This window comes from Neobacillus sp. MER 74, from assembly GCF_023714155.1.
In genome coordinates this window covers 1-207 of the sequence record NZ_JAMAUV010000146.1, presented here as the reverse complement: position 1 = coordinate 207, position 207 = coordinate 1, and the positions used below count along the sequence as shown (strand labels likewise).

The following is a 207-nucleotide window of genomic DNA, read 5'->3' as shown; positions in this document are numbered from 1 at the left end:
AATAACCACTTTCTGGGTCAGTCGTACTTTCTTTAATTTCTTTTAATTCCTCTTTATCAAATTTATCGGGAGGAAATGGCTTTTTTCCGTGATCTTCGCGGTCTTTATTAATCTCGTCTTGTAAACGTGCTTCATAAGCTTTCGATTCTTTTCGGACAACTTTCTTCTCGAATTTACGCTTATTCGCACTTGCTTTAACATGTGTGG

At 36.7% G+C, this 207-nt stretch carries 1 pseudogene; it reads right to left on the bottom strand.

The annotated features are described in order from the left end of the window. Positions 1-207: pseudogene (locus M3610_RS28760) on the bottom strand (IS5/IS1182 family transposase); the annotation flags it as partial.